Origin of the sequence: Prevotella marseillensis (genome assembly GCF_900625065.1) — a bacterium.
Taxonomy (GTDB): domain Bacteria; phylum Bacteroidota; class Bacteroidia; order Bacteroidales; family Bacteroidaceae; genus Prevotella; species Prevotella rara.
The window spans coordinates 822,501-838,508 of sequence record NZ_UYXY01000001.1; the positions used below are offsets into that span (position 1 = coordinate 822,501).

Genomic DNA, 16,008 nt, shown 5'->3' on the forward strand with positions numbered 1-16,008 from the left:
GTTAATGCTATTATATTTCAGGTTAGGCCAGAATGCGATGCTTTGTATGTAAGTAAGTATGAGCCTTGGAGCCGTTTTCTTACTGGTGTGCAAGGTAAAGCACCGTATCCGTTTTGGGATCCTTTGAACTGGATGATAGATCAGTGCCATAAGCGTGGCATGGAACTTCATGCCTGGATTAATCCCTTTAGAGCAAAGACAAAAACAACGAATCAACTTGCCTCAACTCATATAGCCATAAAACATCCAGAACTTGCTTTTGCCTATGATGGCCAGATGATACTTAATCCGGGTATTCCTGAAGCAAGAGATTATATAGTGGATGTCGTTAAAGATATTGTAAGCAGATATGATGTTGACGGATTGCATATAGATGATTACTTTTACCCTTATCCTGCTCCTGGGCAAACTATACGGGATGATGCTGAGTTTGCAAAATACAATAACGGCATTAAAAATAAAAATGATTGGAGACGTGATAATGTTAATGTCTTTATTAAACAGCTTTATGAAGCTATTCATGAAACCAAACCTTGGGTAAAGTTTGGTATATCTCCGTTTGGTATATATAGAAATAAAAAGAGTGACCCGTTGATAGGAAGTAAAACATCCGGACTTCAGAATTATGATGATCTGTATGCTGATATATTAATGTGGGTTAATAACGGATGGGTAGATTATTGTGTGCCGCAGCTCTATTGGGAAATAGGACATAAAGCAGCTGATTATGAGACTTTAATCAAGTGGTGGAATAAATATGCAGGGAAAAGACATCTATATATTGGAGAGGATGTAATACGTACCGTAAAAAGTCCGGATTTGGTAAATAGAAGTATAAATCAAATGCCTGCCAAGCAAAAACTTCATAGGGAAATGAATAATGTGCAAGGTACGGTTCTGTGGTATGCCAAGGCGGTAACGGATAATGTAGGCAATTATGGCTCAATGTTGAAAAATGTATATTGGAAGTATCCTGCGCTCGTTCCGCAGATGAAATATATAGACGGAAAGGCACCTAAAAAAGTTAGAAAGATGAAGTTTCTGGCATTTGAGGACGGAATTGTACTGTTCTGGAAGGCTCCTAAAGGCAAAGATTGGTCAAACAAGGCTGTAAAGTATGTCGTATACAAATTTGTTAAAGGTGAAAAAATAAATATTGATGATCCTTCAAAAATAGTTGCAATAACTTCTGACGAGTTCTATAAAATACCGGCTAGTGCGATTAAGCCTGGTGAAAAGCACTATTATGTTGTGACTGCTTTAGATAGATTGAGTAATGAAAGTAAACCGCGTAAGAAATCAATAAGATATTAAATAAGATGAAAACAACAGAATCAACAATAGTTCAGTTAAAGAGGTTCTTTAATAAAGTTTCTCAAAAATTCCCAAGTACAGAAGAACCGGTTATAATGACGGATATTCATTTGAGTGTTTCGCAGGATACAGGTGAGCTTCTTGCTTTTGATGATAATGACAATGAAATCACCCGTTGTGTTGTCGATCAATGGATTAATTGTAAAGAACAAGATTTTTATATAAATATTGCAGGTGTATTGCGTGATGTTCTTAAAGAGATGAGTGATGTTGTTGATTGCTTGTCGATACTGAAGCCATATAGTTTTATTTTGGAAAATGATGACAGAGAACATTTTGCAGAGCTGTATCTTGTCGACAGTGATATAAGAATAATTGGAGGTGATTTGATGAATGGTCTTGATGACGATTTGAATAAATTTCTTGATAACCTGTTAAAAGAATAGGTTAGTCGACTTCTTTTACACTTTTCCCTTTTTGCAGAAAATCTTCATTTTTGTTTGCTGTTTGAAAATATAGTATTATTTTTGCATTTGCAAACTCGAGTTTGCAAATTATAGGTAAAAACATGAAAAATGAAATAAGGCATTTAGGGGTTGTCGATACTGTTGATGTCGGATTGATAAAAGTACGTATAACCCAGACATCAGCATGCTCGTCGTGTAAGATGTCCGGTAATTGCAACGCTTCTGAAAGCAAAGAGAAGGTGGTTGATGTATATTGTGATAATCACTATGGTTTGAAAACTGGTGACAATGTTATAGTTATTGCATCTCAGCGTACGGGCTTTTTAGCAGTTTTGTTGAGTTCTGTGATTCCTTTGATTATACTTGTTGTTGTTCTGGCCATTGCTTTTGTTATTACACAAAGTGAGGTTTCTGCGGCGTTGTTCAGTTTATGTTCGCTCATACCTTATTATCTTATACTATACTATATGAGAGAGAAAATACGAGTTAAATTGTCGTTTCATATTGATCCGTTGAGTGTAAATACATTCGGCGATAATGGGTTGAAATTATAATTACTAACTAAAACAAATACAAAACTTATGAATTTTATTTTAATTGCAGTAAATGTACTTGGCGGTATTGCGTTAATATCAGCTGTGATATTGTACGTGTGCTCTAAGAAGTTTGCTGTTCATGAAGATCCCCGCATAGGGCAGGTGTCTGCCATTTTGCCAGGAGCTAATTGCGGAGGATGTGGTTATCCGGGATGTTCCGGTATGGCTAGTGCATTAGTTAAGGGAGCAGATGCAGGCTCTATTGACGGACTATTCTGTCCTGTTGGCGGTTCCGATGTTATGGGGCAAGTTGCTGATTTATTAGGTCTGGCTGTTGCAAACACAGAGCCTAAGGTTGCAGTTGTCCGTTGTAACGGAACGTGCGAGTTGCGTCCTCGTATTGCAGTTTATGATGGCTTAAAAACATGTACGGCTGTAAATTCTTGCGGTGCAGGAGAGACTGGCTGCGGATATGGTTGCCTGGGCTGTGGCGATTGCGTCAATGCTTGCGCTTTTGGTGCAATTACAATGAACCAGGAAACAGGACTTCCTGAAGTTGATGAGGAAAAATGTACTTCATGTGGAGCCTGCGTAAAAGCTTGTCCTCGTAATATTATTGAGCTTCGTAAAAAGGGAATAAAGAATCGCCGCGTATATGTCCGTTGTGTAAACAAGGATAAGGGTGCCATTGCCATGAAGACATGTAAGGCTGCGTGTATCGGTTGTGGCAAATGCGAAAAGGAATGTAAGTTTGATGCAATAAAAATAGAAAATAATCTTTCTTATATTGACCCTGAAAAATGCCGCTTGTGCCGCAAGTGTGTTGAAGCATGTCCTACACATGCCATTGTTGCAGTGAATTTCCCTGCTCCTAAAGTACGTACAGAAGCATCTGGACAGAATGTGGAAAGTGTAGCTTCTTCAGAAAAAGTTAACCCTAGTGTAGAATCAAAACAGAAGGAGATAAAGGAATGAAATTGAGAACATTTAGAATAGGCGGTATACATCCGGAGGAAAATAAATTGTCATCAGAGGTCGTTACCACTGTAGCAAAATTGCCTCAGCAGGCCATATTCCCTTTGTCACAGCATATTGGTGCACCGGCAAAACCTGTCGTAAAGAAAGGTGATAAGGTTAAGGTGGGAACTTTAATTGCTGAAGCCGGAGGCTTCGTTTCAGCTCCGATTTTTTCTTCTGTATCAGGAACAGTGCTGAAGGTTGAAAGTGCCATAGATGCAACGGGTTACCGTAAACCTTCAATTATTATTAAGGTTGAAGGTGATGAATGGGAAGAAAGTATTGACCGTTCTGATAAGTTGGAACTTCTTTCAGCTCATCCGGAGCTTACGCCTGAAGAGATTGTTGAGCGTATTAAGAAAGCCGGAGTTACTGGTATGGGTGGAGCCGGTTTCCCTACATTTATAAAATTATGTCCTCCTCCTACAGCTAAAGCTGAATGTGTTATCCTGAACGGAGTGGAGTGTGAGCCTTATATAACATCTGACTACAGGCTTATGATGGAGCATGCAGATGAGATTCTTGTGGGGCTTGATTTGCTTATGAAAGCTGCAAAGGTTGATAAAGGCTATATCGGTATTGAGGAAAACAAGCCAAAAGCTATTGAATTGTTTGAACAAAAGACGGCTTCAAATCCGAACATAGAAATTGTTCCGTTGGCAAAGAAATATCCTCAAGGCGGAGAAAAGCAGCTTGTTGATGCAGTTATTCGTCGCCAGGTTCCTGCACCTCCTGCAATTCCTGTTAATGTAGGAGCAATTGTGCAGAATGTAGGTACGGCTTATGCTGTATATCAGGCAGTAATGAAAAACAAGCCATTATTTGAGAGATATACAACCGTTACGGGTAAGAAACTGGCTCATCCGGCTAACTTCCTTGTGCGTATGGGTACTCCAATGATTGATCTAATTAATGAGTGTGGAGGAATGCCTGAAGGCGACAATAAACTGTTGGCTGGAGGACCAATGATGGGAAAAGCCCTTACTTCAGTTGAAGTGCCTATCTGTAAAGGAACTAATAGTGTTACGATACTTAGTGGAAATGACGCTAAGCGCAAAGCTCCTCAGCCTTGTATCAGATGTGCAAAGTGTGTAAGTGCATGTCCCATGGGGCTTGAGCCGTATCTTCTTGCTACTGCTAGTGCTAAGCATGATTGGGAGAAAGTAGAGGCTGCCGGTGTAACGTCTTGTATTGAGTGCGGTTCATGTCAGTTTACATGTCCTGCTCACCGTCCTATGCTTGATAATATACGTTTGGGCAAGACTACAGTTATGGGCATAATCAGAGCCCGCAGCGCAAAAAAATAAATCCATTTTATCTGATTGTATTTTTCATTTAGATGAATAATGGCAAAAATTAATTTAAAACGATGAGCAAATTAATAGTATCATTATCGCCACATGCGCATGGAACAGATAGCGTTGAGCGCAATATGTATGGCGTGATAATAGCATTGTTACCCGCATTGCTGGTATCATTTTTGTATTTCGGAATAGGTTCGGTTGTTGTATGTGCATCTAGTGTGGCAGCCTGTATGTTCTTTGAGTGGGCCATCACTAAATATATAATGAAAAAAGAGCCTACGCTAATTGACGGATCGGCAATTCTAACAGGTCTGTTGTTGGGATTCAACCTTCCGTCTAACCTTCCGGTTTGGATAATTATTATTGGTGCCTTAGTGGCTATTGGTATAGGCAAGATGACATTTGGCGGATTAGGATGTAATCCTTTCAATCCGGCTTTGGTTGGCCGTTGTTTTTTGTTGGTGTCTTTCCCGGCACAGATGACATCGTGGCCTGTTGCCGGTCAGCTTACAAGTTATGTTGACGCTCAAACAGGAGCAACTCCTTTGAGTATAATGAAAGAAGCAATAAAATCAGGCGATCCGACAGTACTTGACAGACTTCCTGATTCAGTATCACTGCTTTTGGGTAATCCCGGTATAAATCATGGAGCCGGAACCATAGGCGAGATCTGTGCTTTGGCCCTAATCATAGGTCTGATTTATATGCTTTGGAAGAAAATCATAACATGGCATATACCTGTAAGCATCTTGGCTACGGTTTTTGTTTTCTGTGGCTTGTTGCATGTTGCCAATCCTATTTATGCTAACCCCATTGCAGAATTACTAACTGGAGGACTTATGCTTGGAGCAATATTTATGGCTACTGATTATGTGACGTCTCCAATGACTCATAAAGGACAGATTATCTATGGTATAGCCATCGGCGCTTTGACTGTTATAATCAGAAATTGGGGCTCATATCCGGAAGGAATGTCTTTCGCAATTCTGATTATGAATGCGTTCACTCCGCTAATAAATGCATATGTTAAACCAAAGCGTTTTGGAGAAATTGTAAAGGAGGATAAAAAATGAAAAAGTTAGAATCGTCAATAACAAATATGGTGCTTGTCCTTGTTGGTGTGGCACTTATTACAGGCGGAATTCTTGCGTATGTAAACCATATAACAGAGGCACCGATAAAACTTCAGGCAGAGAAAACTCTTGCTGATGGTATTAAAGCCGTTATGGGGGGCGTTCAGCTTTCAGTAGCAGAAAACGACACTATAAAGCAGACTATAAAAGGCAAGGAAGCTGTATTTGTAATTCATAAGACAGTTGATTCAAATAAACAAGATTTAGGAGTGGCAGTTGAAAGTACCACCGGTGGATTTGGCGGCGACCTGAAAGTATTGGTTGGCTTTGATAAAGACGGTAATATCTTAGGATATACTATACTTCAACATGCAGAAACCCCAGGACTGGGAGCTAAAGCAGACAAGTGGTTCCAAAAGGATGGTAAGGGAAGCATCATAGGCAAGAATCCAAATAAAGACAACCTTACTGTGAAAAAAGACGGAGGTGATATAGATGCTATTACCGCTTCAACCATTACCAGCCGTGCTTTCCTGCTTGCTGTTACCCAGGCTTACAACGCCTATAAGTCAGGCCATGTAGATGCTAATACATCGGCTACAGGGCATTATGAAAAATAATTGTATTTAAATGTAGATAATTATGAATTACTTAAAAATATTAACAAATGGTATAGTCAAGGAGAATCCTACTTTCGTACTTCTTCTTGGTATGTGTCCTACATTGGCAACCACAACATCTGCTATAAATGGTCTGTCAATGGGATTAGCCACAATGTTTGTGCTTATATGCTCAAACCTGGTAATATCTTTGATAAAGAATCTGACTCCAGATATGGTTCGCATTCCGGTGTTTATTGTTGTGATTGCATCGTTTGTAACTATACTTCAGATGATAATGCAAGCTTTTGTTCCGACGATTTACGCTACTCTGGGTCTTTATATACCTTTGATTGTTGTTAACTGTATCATACTTGGACGTGCTGAAGCTTTTGCTTGCAGCCATGGACCTGTAGAAAGTTTGTTCGATGGTTTAGGTATGGGTCTTGGATTCAGTATTGCGCTTACATTGCTTGGCGCTGTACGCGAAATTCTTGGAGCCGGTTCTATCTTTGGAATCGTGCTGCTGCCGGAGACAAGCAACATGCTTCTTTTCATTCTGCCTCCTGGAGCATTTATAACTTTGGGATATCTTATTGCAATTGTAAACAGATTTAAGAAAGCGTAAATTATGGAATATTTATTGATTTTTATATCAGCAATATTTGTGAACAACATCGTGTTGTCACAGTTCTTGGGAATATGTCCGTTCCTTGGCGTGTCTCAAAAGGTATCCACGTCACTTGGAATGGGAGCAGCTGTTGCTTTTGTGCTTACGCTTGCAACGATTGTAACTTATCTGGTGCAGATATATTTGCTTGACCCATTTGGCTTGCAATATCTACAGACAATAACCTTTATATTGGTTATCGCAGCCTTAGTACAGATGGTTGAGATTATCCTTAAGAAAGTTTCTCCTGCTCTTTATCAGGCGTTGGGTATCTTCTTGCCTCTTATCACCACTAACTGTGCTGTGTTGGGTGTGGCTATTCTTGTTATCCAGAAAGACTTTTCGTTGATACAGAGCGTTGTTTATGCATTTTCTACGGCGTTGGGATTTGCTTTGGCATTGGTCGTATTTGCTGGAATACGAGAGCAACTGTCAATGGTGAATATCCCTAAAGGTATGCGAGGCATGGCCATTGTACTTGTTACGGCAGGCCTTTTAAGCTTGGCTTTCTTGGGATTTTCAGGAGTAGATACAGGCTTAAGGACGTTATTTGGACTTGATTGAAGATAAAACTATGTATGTTTAGGAGGAGTAAAGATAAAATTGTTTTTATAAATAATTTATCTCTATTCCTCCTTGTTTTTTATAAAGTGATTGAATTAAAAACTTAGAAATAATGCATCTAGATAATAAAGTAGTTTGACGTGTATATTATTTATTGTTGTAGTATGTAAACAATTTGAACTATGGTCGTAATTGTCGGAATACTTTAAAAGTTTAATTAATTTCATTCCTAACTCACGTAAACAATGAAGAATTTTATGTGCATCAACTCGCGTCATGTATTATGTTTGCAGCTAGGCATCATTATATCTCTTTTCCTTTTTTTTGTGCCAATACAAATTAAGGCAATGACTTTTGGAAAAGATTATTTTAATTTGGTGAAGAATACATTGAAAGTCCCTACAGATGATGTAATGAAAAAGGCTGATGAATATTTTGAGAAAAATAGTCTAGACACAGCTTTTATTTATTATTTGGTGTTATGTAAGCGTGCAGATATAGATTTACCAAATGAAGAAAGACAGCAGTGTGCTATAGCTTTTCTGAAAAAAGGTAATATTTTATATATGAAGGGATCATATGCAGATGCACTTAATGCGTATTTTACAGGATTGAGGATATATAAGGAAGGTAATGGAAAACGCGAAATATCAAGATTCTATAATAATATTGGAACCATTTTTTGCTTGTATGGAGATTTTGGCAATGGACTTGGATATTACAAAAAGGCATACAACTTAAGCCGTAAGTATAAAGATGCCATAAATGAATATAAAGTACTTGCCAACATTACGATGATGACAGCAAGGTTAGGAAAAACCAAAGAAGCCCGTAAATACCACAAGCTATTGATTAAATTTAAGAAATCTAAAGATAAAGAGTGTGTATTTATGTGGAAGTTTTGTATGGGAATGATACTTTATTCGGAAAAAAATAGTATTCAGGCAATACAGGTATTAAAAGAAGCCGTTGACTATGCACAAAAAAACAATCTTACTCCACAATATATTTGTTCAAGCTATCAAATGTTGTATAAAAGTTATTCTGCTCTTAAAGATGACAGAATGATGTTAAAATACATACGTTTGTATAAAGAGGCAGCTGAAAAATATGGGATAATGCATTCTTGTCTTAGCGTGTATATGGATTATGCTGATTATTATGACTCCGTCAAAGATTATAAATTGGCTAATCATTATATGAAATTATACCTTGACACAAAAGATTCTATACTTAATTTTCAGGAGTTTGAAACCATAAAAAAACAACAGTTTGTTTATGAGATGGCAAAATATGATGAATATATTTCAAATTTACATGAACGTGAGAAAGAGCGCATGGCGACAATTTCAACACAAAGGAATTTTATCTTTGTCATAACAGTTGTGGTTTTGGTAGTTAGTGTATTGCTTATAATAGTTTACAGGCAAAAAAAGAGTATAGATAAAAGCTATAATAATTTGTTTGTTGTAAATCGTGATTTTATTAAAAATCAGAATGTGCTCAGAGTTCGAATGCATGAGTCTATGGCCAGGCAAAAAGAGTTAGAGGCGGAAGTTGAGCGTATGAGAAAAACAATTGACAATGGAGTATGCAGCAGAAATGAAGAAATAATTAAATGTGATTCAGATACATGTGATGACAATGTAGAAAAAGTAAGAAATGCTAGCATGAGGATGAGTGGAGATATGCGTAATAAACTTCTTGATGCAATTATAGATATAATGGAAAATACTACAGAATTTTGTAATTATGATTTTTCGCTTTTACGTTTGTCTACACTTGTTGGATCTAACAGTAAGTATGTCTCAATGGTAATTAATGATAATTTCCAAAAAAGTTTTAAAACATACGTCAATGAATATCGCATACATTTGGCTTGCCTAAGAATGTCTGATACTGAGAATTATGGTTCTTTTACGCTCAATGCCATTGCTGAAAGTGTTGGATTTAAGTCATACAGCGCATTTGTTGATGTCTTTAAGAAGACTGTTGGTATAACTCCCTCTTTGTATAAGGAAAAACTTAGAAAAGAATAGTATGTTGTTGGGTTTAAGTCATCTGTTTCATGAAAAAGAATTCTTGTTTTTATTGAAACGGATGACTTAATTCTTTTTCTTATTCTATTTCGCGAATCCGAATAAACTTGATTTGTTTTATTAAAAATTACGACATATTTTTGCTCAGGATTTTTAATAAGATCTGTTCTGAACAGAAACCATTATTGAAAGCAGAAAAGGGAAGCAGCCACCCTCACTGTTTAAATAATTATATTTTTAACATAAAGTTAATAGCGGCTGGAAAAGAAATATACAAATTAAATGCGTATGAATAACGTTTTGATATTATTATTTACATTTCAATCATAATTGTAATATAGTCTAGCCCATATCATATTATTTTTTGAGAATAATATATGGCTATTGGTGATTGAAAAAGTAGTTCTTATAAATTGATTTATTATTATGAATATGTTAAATCCTTTTTAACTTAAATGAGACGTATGAAACACAATTTTTTTTACGCTTTTATTGTGGCAATGATGCTTTCAATAGTATCGCCAGCACAGAACACCCCTACATATAGAAAACTTAACGGATATGCATTTTCTATTTTATCGGGAAATGGAAAATATGCAATACAGAATGAAGAATCTGGTAAGAAAACCATTATTTATAACACCACCGATGAAATAATGCAGGAATTTGACGGTGTTATTTGTAATAGCGCTACTCCTGAAGGTATATTTGTTGGGCAGTCAGAATTCACGTTTCCTGCAGTTGCTATAGATGGACATTGGGAAAAACTTCCTTATCCAGATGACCCTGATGTCATTTCTGGAACAGCATGGGATATTACTGATGACGGAACGATGATTTGCGGTGCTATTACATACAAGAATATTGACGATAATCCTTATGCAATAGGAACAATACGTAAGCCGTGTATCTGGGAAAGGCAAGAAGACGGAACATATAAAGTTTCTTTGCTGAAATTTCCTTTGCTTGATCCTACCCATTTACAAGTTCAGGCAGTAGATGCTATAGTATGCAGCAATAGCTATATAGGTGGACGTGTAATAGACTGGTCTGGATACAGAAACTATTGTATAGCTTGGAAAAAAGATAAAGATGGAATATGGCAGTATAATGAACTTGGACTGGACATAATTTATAAAGAAGGTGTGAAGATTCCAACGTCAAGGCCAGTTCAGCCAATTACAGTTGATGCGGCTAAATATTTTACGGCTGAAGATTCTGTTAAATATTTGGAGGATATAGAGAAATATGAGAATGGAGAAATAAGTAAAAATCCTATATACTATAAACAGTATTATATTACAGATATCGACTCGATGGCCGCTTATTCTGAGGCTGTACATGAATATCAGGAAATATTGGCTGATTATAATAAGAGATTGAAATTATATAGCGATTCTCTTGATTCGGCTTTAACAGGAGATGGATTTGATGTGTTCACGATAACCAAGGCACAAAATGGCATCCGTATGATGCTTACTTATCAGTGGAAGAAGGATGAACGTGATCGTGACTCATCTCCTGCGTATTTCAATCTTGAAAATGGTAGATTTACCTCGTACAAAGAGCTTTACGGATTGCCAACAGGGCTAACCATGAATGATGCCATGTTCTATGCTGCACCGGTAGAATCTCCTATGAGAACAACTAATGTTTATGATATAAGGAGTAATAAAGAAGAAACTTTCCATGAATGGATAAAAGAGCAAACTAATGGCATTATAGATATAGAACCAGAATATGATTCATGTGAGAAAGACACTACTTTAATGGGAAGCATAAGGTCCTCAGATAATGGAAACATTCTTCTTGGTTTTTATATAAATGCAGACCGTAAAAGATATAGTTATATTATTAATCTTGGAAAGGATAATGTAAAGACTGATGCTCCGAAAGACCTGACTTTGGAACATGGCTATTCTACTCTGAATTTGTTTTGGAAAGACCCGGCTGGTGTTCGCGAACTAGGATATAGTACAAAAGAAATTAAAGATGGCGAAGGTATTGGTGATGAAGGCAAACCTTTTATAGGAGCAATACAATTTACACCTAAAGACCTTTCGGAATGTGTTGGTGAATATCTCAACTCCTTGACTTTCTATTCGAACAGAAAGTATAATGGTGAAGACCGTGTAGAAACAAAATTGAGTCTTGTCGTTTTTGAAAATAATAAAATGGTTGTAAACCAACCCATAGAACATTTTACTGAAAATGCATGGAATACAGTTGCTCTTGACGAACCTTTGATTATTAAAGAAAATACATCGTTGCAGGTTGGCATTAAGGTTGTTCAGCATGATATCAATGAGCATCCTCTAGGAGTTTGCCTGTATAGTGAAGACAGCGGTAAGAGTGATTTGTTCACAGAAGACGATGGTAAGACGTGGGATAGACTTTTTACTAACGGATTTATGAGAAGATGGCATATTTTTGCAAACATTGCTGCTGATAAAACAGCTGAAAAAGATCTCGGTATAGAAGGATATAAATTGTATTTCAATGGTGAACTCTATGTAGATGATATGATAAAGACACAGAATGTGTCAATAGACATTCCTGAAGATGAATACGGCTCATTTGTTGTTACTGCAATGTATAAGAATGGCATTGAGTCTGAAAATTCTAATGATGCATATTGGGAATTATCAGGAATTGGTACTGTTGAATCAGAAACTGGAAGTTGGGGACGAGTAGATAATGGTATTTTGTATCTTAACAAACCTTTTAAAACAGTTGCGATCTATAGTGTATCAGGAACATTGGTAAGTAGTTGTTCTGGCAGAACGGAGGTAAATCTTTCAAACGTTCCAGAAGGCGTTTATGTAGTTGTACTTACTGGTGAAAATGGTAAAGAAGTATATAAAATAAAGATTTAAATTTGCTCGAATAATTGAATTGTTAAAAGCGATTGACGAAATATATTCTGTGGATTTGTGTTTCGTCAATCGTTTTTTTTGAATATTTTATGTACCCCAATCAGACATTAAAGTATAATGTTTAATTATAAGTAGATTGATGTTTCTATGGTCGTCTCGTGTCTGCTTATTTATTAGATAGCCAACTATATTTGCAAATATTCGAACGGCAGTCCGCTTAATATAAAACAGAAATTCTGTTGCATCCAAGTGTTCCTAAATTAAACAGATGTTTACGTCGATAATAATTGTGGAAATAGTAATTTCTTAATATAAGGATCATAATGTTGAAGTATTACATACGCAGATTGTTTATATTATAATATAAGCGAGTTTATTATGTGACAATTCTTATAAGGTGAACATCAACCTTTCAACTACTAAAAGACTATGTAAATATTGAAAGACAAAAAGTGAAAGTAAAAGGAGTGGATTATGTTTGTATTTTCTTTTTTGTATAATGGGTTTTGATGAAAATGTAATTGAAAAGGCATATGTATGTTTCGAATCATTAACCTATTGTTTTTGTATCGTAAATGGGTTGTTTTTAATACAAAAGTAACCCGATTATGATATGAAAATCAATGGTTTTTTATGGCTAATCTTGCAAATAAGATAGGCTGCAATTAGTATGCGTTCTTAAAGCATTGTTTATCTTTTACTATTTTCAGACAATCTTTTATGTTTTTATTCTGTTGCTGAAAATGAATATTTAAAGTTGAGCATTATTGTCTCATGGAGATATATGCCGTTTTCATATGTCTTTATATAGGCGTAAGCGGTGTTGTCTGAAAATGTGTGTGAATAGTCAAATTTCCAATATAAATTTTGAGTTGTCAAATAATGGATGTATGATATGGTGACGGATAAATTTATTTGAGTTAAAAATAATCAAATGTTATCAATACAGCGAAAAATAATATAACTTTGTCTTCAGTTATTTGTTTATATAAATCTAAAAAACATAAGCCCATACATAGGGTTTAATATAGGTAATTTGTTAATTCTTATTTTAAAAAGATGAAACATACAATTTTAGTAACAGGAGGTACTGGATTTATCGGTTCTCATACCACAGTAGAGTTGCAGCAGGCCGGATATAATGTGGTAATAGTTGATAATTTGTCTAATTCTAAGCCGGAGGTGGTTGACGGAATAGAAAAAATAACAGGTATTCGTCCGGCTTTTGAGCAAGTTGACTGTTGTGACTTAGCTGCAATGGATAAGGTCTTTTCTAAATATGGAGATATTAGCGGAATAATACATTTTGCTGCAAGTAAAGCCGTTGGTGAAAGTGTGCAGAAACCGCTGCTGTATTATAGAAATAATATAACAAGTTTGCTTAATTTGCTTGAATTAATGCCTGCACACAATGTAAAGGGACTTATCTTTTCTTCAAGTTGCACGGTATATGGTCAGCCTTCGCCGGAGAATCTGCCTGTAACAGAAGAAGCTCCTATACAGAAGGCCTTGAGTCCTTATGGCAACACAAAGCAGATTAATGAGGAAATAATTCAGGATTTCATTCATAGCGGAGCACCTGTTAAGTCTGTTATTTTGAGATACTTTAATCCTATAGGAGCACATCCGTCAGCTCTTATTGGCGAATTGCCAAATGGCGTTCCAATGAATCTTATTCCTTTTGTGACACAGACGGCTATTGGTATCAGAGGACAGTTAAAGATTTTTGGCAACGACTATAATACTCCTGACGGAACATGTATTCGTGATTACATATATGTAGTAGATCTTGCAAAGGCACATGTTAAGGCAATGGAGAGAGTGCTTGATAATCCTTCTACGGATGCCGTTGAGATATTTAATATAGGTACAGGTAAAGGTGTAAGTACTCTTGAAGTTGTTGAAGGATTTGAAAAGGCTACAGGTGTTAAGGTTAATTGGGAATATGCGCCTCGTCGTGAGGGTGATATAGAGAAAGTTTGGGCTGATCCGGCTAAAGCTAACAATGTTTTGGGATGGAAAGCTGAGACCGGCTTAGAGGAGACTTTGCGTTCTGCCTGGAAATGGCAGTTGAAGCTTAGGGAAGACGGAGTTCAATAATTGACATTAGCAATAAACGTTTTATTATATTTATATCTGCCTGTAAAAATCTATTTTATGGGCAGATAATTTTTTATTCTAAATTAGTTGTTTTTATTCTGTGGTATTTTTGAAAATTAAAATACAATAAAATTAGGAGCTTTTATTGTTGTTGTTCGCTGTATTCAAGTTTAGTTATAACATTTTATTTAATAATAAAAATGAACTTTCAGCCGTCTCTTTGCAATTTATGGCAAGGACTGAAAGTTCATTTTGAGTATAAAATTATCTGAAAAGATTATTTTAGCATACTTTGTGTGATCCGTCTTTAATTACAACGTCATAAACTTTTGGCTCTCTGCCATATTTCTCGTTGTATTTTTCTTTGGCATCATTTACGAAAGAATCATAAAGTTCTTCGTTTACCAGATTTATTGTGCATCCGCCAAAACCGCCGCCCATTATTCGGCAACCGGTAACACCATGTGCTTTTGCAATTTCAACCAAGAAGTCTATTTCTTCACAAGAAACTTCATAATCTTTGCTTAAGCCCTCGTGGGTCTCATACATTTTTTTGCCAACTGTTTCATAGTCGCCTTTTGTCAAGGCATCACAAACAGCGAGCACTCTGTCTTTCTCGCCAAGAACAAATGTTGCTCTTTTTATATCTTCGTCGCTGACTTCAGATTTAACAGAGTCGAGCATGTCCCAGTCTGCGTCGCGTAGTGTTTCAATCTTTCTATCAGGATATTTGTTCTTCAAAGCCGCAACAACGTTTTCGCAACTCTTGCGTCTGTCGTTGTAAGCTGAAGATGCCAGCTCATGCTTTACAACAGAGTCGAGCAGAACAAGCTTGTATCCTTTCGGATCAAATGGGAAGTATTCGAATTCGCGGCTTCTGCAGTCAAGACGCATGAGTTTGCCCTCTTTGCCGAATACGCTTGCAAACTGATCCATTATTCCGCAGTTTACACCACAGTAATTATGTTCTGTTGCCTGGCCGGCAAGAACCAGATCCCATTTTTCTACTTTATTGTCACCAAACAAATCATTGAGGGCAAATGCAAAGCAGCTTTCCATTGCTGCAGACGATGACATGCCTGCACCGAGAGGAACGTCACCGGCAAATGCTGTGTTGAAGCCTTTTACGTCAACCCCTCTTTTTTTCATTTCTTGTACAATGCCGTAAATATAGCGTGCCCAACTTGTTTTGGGGCCTTCAGGATCGTTTACATTAAATTCAACGCGGTCTTTCAAGTCAATGGCGTAAGCCATTACTGTATCTGTTCCGTTGGGGCGGATTTCGCACATTATGCCCTTGTCTATAGCTCCTGGGAAAACAAATCCGCCGTTATAGTCTGTATGTTCTCCTATAAGGTTGATTCTTCCGGGTGATGCATATACATTGCCAGTTTTTCCATCAAAATGCTTGATGAACCGGCTTCTTACAAATTCTATGTCCATGTCGTG

General features: G+C 36.7%; 13 protein-coding genes (1 of these 13 cut by a window edge). 12 read left to right on the forward strand and 1 reads right to left on the reverse strand.

Annotated features, from left to right (window positions below):
* The 12 genes from EJL04_RS03505 to galE all read left to right on the forward strand — a co-directional run.
* Positions 1-1,314, forward strand: the 3' portion of a protein-coding gene (locus tag EJL04_RS03505) for a glycoside hydrolase family 10-like protein (protein WP_125104071.1). Its footprint begins 210 nt before the window's first position; only the last 1,314 of its 1,524 coding nucleotides appear in the window; its start codon lies off the left edge, out of view; it ends in the stop codon at positions 1,312-1,314.
* Between the two features lie 5 nt (positions 1,315-1,319).
* Entirely contained in the window at positions 1,320-1,760 is a 441-nt protein-coding gene (locus EJL04_RS03510) for a hypothetical protein (protein WP_125104072.1), read from the forward strand.
* Positions 1,761-1,882: 122 nt separating this feature from the next.
* Positions 1,883-2,335 (forward strand): SoxR reducing system RseC family protein, encoded by a 453-nt coding sequence (locus EJL04_RS03515; protein ID WP_125104073.1) that lies wholly within the window; start codon positions 1,883-1,885, stop codon positions 2,333-2,335.
* 27 nt (positions 2,336-2,362) lie between these two features.
* Positions 2,363-3,292 carry a Fe-S cluster domain-containing protein gene (locus EJL04_RS03520; protein ID WP_125104074.1) on the forward strand — a complete coding sequence of 310 codons (930 nt, stop codon included), beginning with the start codon at positions 2,363-2,365 and terminating at the stop codon, positions 3,290-3,292.
* A complete protein-coding gene (gene rsxC, locus EJL04_RS03525) occupies positions 3,289-4,641 on the forward strand; it encodes an electron transport complex subunit RsxC (protein WP_021855616.1) in 1,353 nt (450 codons plus the stop codon). The genes EJL04_RS03520 and rsxC overlap by 4 nt, the downstream gene beginning before the upstream one ends.
* A gap of 62 nt (positions 4,642-4,703) precedes the next feature.
* Complete coding sequence (locus tag EJL04_RS03530) at positions 4,704-5,711, forward strand: RnfABCDGE type electron transport complex subunit D (RefSeq protein ID WP_125104075.1); 1,008 nt, start codon at positions 4,704-4,706, stop codon at positions 5,709-5,711.
* Positions 5,708-6,331, forward strand: a complete 624-nt coding sequence (locus tag EJL04_RS03535; protein ID WP_021855618.1) for an RnfABCDGE type electron transport complex subunit G — start codon at positions 5,708-5,710, stop codon at positions 6,329-6,331. Before EJL04_RS03530 ends, EJL04_RS03535 begins: the two co-directional genes overlap by 4 nt.
* 22 nt (positions 6,332-6,353) lie before the next feature.
* Positions 6,354-6,938 (forward strand): electron transport complex subunit RsxE, encoded by a 585-nt coding sequence (gene rsxE, locus EJL04_RS03540; RefSeq protein WP_021855619.1) that lies wholly within the window; start codon positions 6,354-6,356, stop codon positions 6,936-6,938.
* Between the two features lie 3 nt (positions 6,939-6,941).
* Entirely contained in the window at positions 6,942-7,544 is a 603-nt protein-coding gene (gene rsxA, locus EJL04_RS03545; RefSeq protein ID WP_021855620.1) for an electron transport complex subunit RsxA, read from the forward strand.
* Between the two features lie 245 nt (positions 7,545-7,789).
* Positions 7,790-9,583 (forward strand): helix-turn-helix domain-containing protein, encoded by a 1,794-nt coding sequence (locus tag EJL04_RS03550; protein WP_125104076.1) that lies wholly within the window; start codon positions 7,790-7,792, stop codon positions 9,581-9,583.
* Between the two features lie 464 nt (positions 9,584-10,047).
* Positions 10,048-12,459, forward strand: a complete 2,412-nt coding sequence (locus EJL04_RS03555) for a T9SS type A sorting domain-containing protein (RefSeq protein WP_164511720.1) — start codon at positions 10,048-10,050, stop codon at positions 12,457-12,459.
* A 1,059-nt stretch (positions 12,460-13,518) separates the two neighbouring features.
* Positions 13,519-14,559, forward strand: coding sequence for a UDP-glucose 4-epimerase GalE (galE, locus tag EJL04_RS03560; protein WP_021855621.1), 1,041 nt, complete (start codon positions 13,519-13,521; stop codon positions 14,557-14,559).
* 282 nt (positions 14,560-14,841) lie between these two features.
* On the opposite strand, the gene galK is transcribed toward galE, so the two are convergent.
* A complete protein-coding gene (gene galK, locus EJL04_RS03565) occupies positions 14,842-16,002 on the reverse strand; it encodes a galactokinase (protein WP_125104078.1) in 1,161 nt (386 codons plus the stop codon).
* Positions 16,003-16,008 lie beyond the last annotated feature (6 nt).